The 4,694-nt window shown below is 40.0% G+C and carries 4 protein-coding genes; all 4 read left to right on the top strand.

Translation table 11 applies throughout. From position 1 onward, the window contains the following. The first annotated feature begins 435 nt into the window (after nucleotides 1-435). Nucleotides 436-1,641: a serine palmitoyltransferase gene (gene spt, locus AC1DPQ_RS18285; RefSeq protein ID WP_477578490.1), complete on the top strand. Its 1,206-nt coding sequence runs from the start codon at nucleotides 436-438 to the stop codon at nucleotides 1,639-1,641. Continuing rightward, nucleotides 1,638-2,759 (top strand): hypothetical protein, encoded by a 1,122-nt coding sequence (locus AC1DPQ_RS18280; protein WP_477578491.1) that lies wholly within the window; start codon nucleotides 1,638-1,640, stop codon nucleotides 2,757-2,759. Before spt ends, AC1DPQ_RS18280 begins: the two co-directional genes overlap by 4 nt. Continuing rightward, nucleotides 2,756-3,745, top strand: coding sequence for an NAD-dependent epimerase/dehydratase family protein (locus AC1DPQ_RS18275; RefSeq protein WP_477610459.1), 990 nt, complete (start codon nucleotides 2,756-2,758; stop codon nucleotides 3,743-3,745). The genes AC1DPQ_RS18280 and AC1DPQ_RS18275 overlap by 4 nt, the downstream gene beginning before the upstream one ends. 18 nt (nucleotides 3,746-3,763) lie before the next feature. After that, nucleotides 3,764-4,694 (top strand): inositol-3-phosphate synthase (locus tag AC1DPQ_RS18270; RefSeq protein ID WP_477610458.1); only part of this gene is annotated, 931 nt, incomplete at its 3' end.

Genomic DNA, 4,694 nt, shown 5'->3' with positions numbered 1-4,694 from the left:
GATTTTGTACTGGCAAATGTAATGTTCGAGATCAATTTTGCAATAACAATTTTTTAAAATGACTAATTTCTGATTAATTTTCAATCTTTTGATTAATAAATATCAAATTTTAATTGACTTAAAAACAGTAAATTATGTTATTTGTTGTGCTGTTTTGTATGTTTTTTATCGTTTTACTATTTTATAATAAAAGTCAGAATGTCAATTGGTCAATTCATCTGAATGTCACATTTCGTCGATCCAACTTTTTGACCAATATATCCCACATTTGAACCTTTTTTTGGCTTCAATTCCGCGTTAAAATTGTGTTATCAAATCGTTTGGTTAATGCGGCCTTAATCTACCTAGTTGATTTTAATCTCTACAAGTAGCATTCAGGTACAGGCCAAATTTTCAGAACAGGGTTTTAAAAACTGAAGAATATAAGTGTTCAGCATGCGTAAAAAATTACAAGATAGAATTGCCTCTTTTAAGGATGCGGCGGTGATAAAAGAAAAGGGATTATATCCTTATTTCAGGTCGATAGAATCGGGCCAGGATACCGAGGTGGTTATAAATGGGAAAAAGGTACTCATGTTTGGTTCCAATTCCTATTTAGGGTTAACCAATCATCCTAAAATAAAAGAAGCCGCAAAAGCAGCTATCGATAAATATGGGACTGGCTGTGCAGGATCGCGTTTTCTGAACGGCTCGCTCGATATTCATCTCGAATTGGAAAATCGCCTCGCAGAATATGTGGGCAAAGAAGCGGCAGTGCTTTTTAGTACTGGTTTTCAGGTCAACCTAGGGGTAATATCCTGTTTATTAGATCGTAACGATTATCTGTTATTGGATGAGTACGACCATGCCTCGATTATTGATGGAAGCCGTTTGTCCTTCTCGCGCACCATCAAGTATGCGCATAACGATATGCAGGACCTGCGCCGAAAACTGAGCAGATTACCTGAAGATGCCGCTAAACTGATTGTTTCTGATGGCATTTTCAGTATGGAAGGCGATTTAGTTAATCTTCCAGAAATGGTAAATATTGCCAATGAATTTGGTGCCAATATTATGATGGATGATGCGCACAGTTTAGGAGTAATCGGCTTTAATGGATCGGGAACGGCATCACATTTTAATCTTACGGAGGATGTAGACCTGATTATGGGCACTTTTAGCAAATCGCTGGCCTCATTAGGTGGTTTTATTGCGGGCAATGCCGAAACCATCGAATATATCAAGCACCGTGCCCGTTCACTGATGTTCAGCGCAAGTATGCCGCCTTCTGCTGTAGCAAGTGTAATTGCTGCATTGGATATTATCGAATCAGAGCCTGAGCGTATTGATAAACTCTGGGCCAATACAGAATATGCGAAGAAACTTTTGCTCGAGGCCGGTTTCGATATCGGGCACAGCAATAGTCCGATTATTCCCATTTACATCCGCGATAATACCAAAACCTTTATGATTACGAATATCCTTCAGCAAAATGGGGTATTTGTAAACCCGGTCGTTTCACCAGCGGTGCCTTCCGATTCATCATTGATCAGGTTTTCTTTAATGGCCACGCATACTTTCGAACAAATTGATTCAGCCATAAGCAAACTAAGTGCTGCTTTTAAAGCTGTTAATGTAGAATTAGTAGGAAGCCAATCATGAGAGAACTGGTAAAAGTTTCTGGTAAAAAAGCATTAAAGGCGTTTGTAGATTTTCCACACCAATTGTATGCGGCCGATGTAAACTATGTCCCTGAGCTTTTTATTGCCCAACGCGACTTGCTTACCCCAGGCAAACATCCTTTTTACGAACATTCTGAAATACAGCTTTTTTTACTGTACGACGAAGGTAAAGTAGTTGGGCGAATTGCGGCAATTAACAATACAAATCACAATAAAGTTTACGGCGGACATGATGGTTTCTTCGGTTTTTTCGATTGTATAAATGATGCGGAAGTTGCCTTGCAGCTTTTAAATGCAGCACAGGATTGGTTATCGGAAAGAGGGCTGACAAAAGTTTTAGGTCCGGTAAATTTTTCAACCAACGAAGTATGCGGATTACTGATTGAAGGTTTCGATGGGCCACCTGTGGCCATGATGCCATATAATGCGCCATATTATCTGTCGCTTTTAGAGCAAACCGGCTTTCGGAAAAATGTCGATTTAAGGGCATACCGCTACACTGCGGGCAATTATAGCGAAAGATCGGTTAAACTGCTGGATAGGATAGAAGAACGGCTGCTCCGTAACGACATTGTGCTGCGTAAAATCAACATGAAGAAATTCAAGGAGGAGTGTAACGCCGTGAGGGAAGTATACAATAAAGCATGGGATAAAAACCTTGGTTTTGTACCGATGACGGATAAAGAATTCGACTATACCGCAAACGATTTAAAACTGATCCTCGACCCAGAGTTTTGTATCCTGGCAGAACAGCATGGCAAGATTGTGGGTTTTGCATTGGCCATTCCTGATATCAATCAGATCCTGATCAAAATTAAACGAGGTAGGTTGTTCCCTACAGGTTTAATCAAACTTTTGGCCAATAAAAAGAAAATTGATGGCATCCGTATTTTGTTGCTTGGCGTAGTAGATGGTTACCGTAAAATGGGGATTGAAGCTTGCCTTTATGGCCGTATCATCAAACATTTTAAGGCTAAAAACATGAAATATGCAGAGGCCAGCTGGACTTTAGATCATAACGATCTGATCAATAAACCTATTGAAGATATTGGTGGTAAACTATATCGTAAGTACAGGATTTTGGAGAAAGCGATATGAAAAAGCGGGTGTTGATTACAGGCGCGACAGGATTTGTAGGGTATCACCTGATTAAATCTGCTTTGGCGAATGATCTCGAAGTGTATGCAAATGTACGTCAATCGGCCACTGCAACACATCTTAAAGATTTTCCGATCAACTATGTTGACCTTGATCTTTCTTCCATATACCTGTTGAAGGAAAATATAGAGGAAAAAAGATATGACTACATCGTGCATGCAGCTGCGGTAACCAAGGCAAAAAAACTCGATGATTACAATCAGGTAAACGCCATTTATACCCGGAACCTGGCTTTGGCGGCTTCAAAATCGGCACATAGCATAAAGAAATTCGTATTTATCAGCAGTTTGGCCGCACTGGGGCCTTTAAATCGGAAAAATGAAAAACTGACAGATATGGGGGCATCAAATCCGGTAACCAATTATGGGATCAGCAAAGCACTTGCAGAGACATATTTATCGCTGATCCCCAATCTGCCCTTAATTACCTTCAGGCCTACCGCAGTATATGGGCCGAGGGAGAAAGACATTTTCATATTGATTAAAACCATTAAAGCAGGACTGGAGCTGTATATCGGAAGACAGGAACAGGAACTGAGCTTTGTGTACGCCACCGATCTGGCCAATATTATTATAAAAGCACTTTCATCTGATGTGGTTGGCAAAAGTTATAACATTTCTGATGGGGCAGTTTATAGCCGTTCTGCACTAGCTAGCCATGTGCGCAAGGCCTTAAACAAAAAAACGTTGACCGTGAATGTACCTGTGCAAATGATTAAGGGCCTTGCCTGGTCGATGGAACGGTTGTATGGCGTGTTTAATAAGATTCCTGCTTTAAATGTAGATAAGATAAAAGAACTCACCGCGCTCAATTGGGGCTGCGACATTAAAAATATTCAGAACGACTTTGGTTTTGTGCCCCAATTCGGACTCGAACAAGGGCTTAATGAAACCATAAACTGGTACCGTAAAAACAATTGGTTATAAGATTTTAAATAAAATAGAATGAAACAACAAGTAAAAGCAGCTGAAGGCAAGCTGGGAATATTAATGCCAGGATTAGGCGCTGTAGCAACAACCATGATTGCCGGAGTTGCTGCAATTAAAAAAGGGATATCAAAACCGATCGGTTCGTTAACACAGATGGGTACCATCCGTTTGGGCAAAAGAACAGAAAAAAGAGAACCAAAAATTAAAGATTTTGTGCCTCTGGCTGGTCTTGAAGACTTGGTTTTCGGTGGCTGGGATGTTTATGAAGATAATGTTTACGAAGCGGCAATGAATGCCCGCGTATTAGACGCTAACCTTTTGCGCGACGTACGCGAGGAATTACAGGCCATTAAACCGATGCGTGCTGCTTTCGACAGAAATTATGTAAAAAACCTTGATGGTAAATATGTAAAAGATCTCGATAACCGTTACGAACTGGCATTAGCCGTAATGGAAGATATTAAAAACTTCAAAGAAGAAAACAATTGCGACCGTATTGTATTGGTTTGGTGTGGTTCTACTGAAATTTATTTTGAACCATCAGAAGTTCACGAATCGCTTGCTGCGTTTGAGCAAGGTTTAAGAGATAACGATTTGCGTATTGCGCCAAGTATGATCTATGCTTATGCTGCATTAAAATTAGGAATTCCTTTCGCTAATGGAGCACCAAACTTAACGGTTGATATTCCTGCCTTAATCGAACTGGCTAAAGAAACCGATACCCCAATTGCTGGTAAAGATTTTAAAACCGGTCAAACTTTAATGAAAACCATTCTGGCGCCTGGTTTGGCGGCACGTTCGTTAGGTGTAAACGGTTGGTTTTCTGATAATATTTTAGGTAACCGCGATGGTTTGGTGTTAGACGATCCTGATAATTTTAAAACAAAAGAAGTATCTAAACTTGGTGTACTGGAAGATATCTTTAAACCGAAGATATCTTTAAACC

The organism is Pedobacter sp. 01T416_2 (assembly GCF_056398925.1).
Note: the sequence above shows the minus strand (reverse complement) of the source record. Positions and strands in the feature narration are given on the sequence as shown.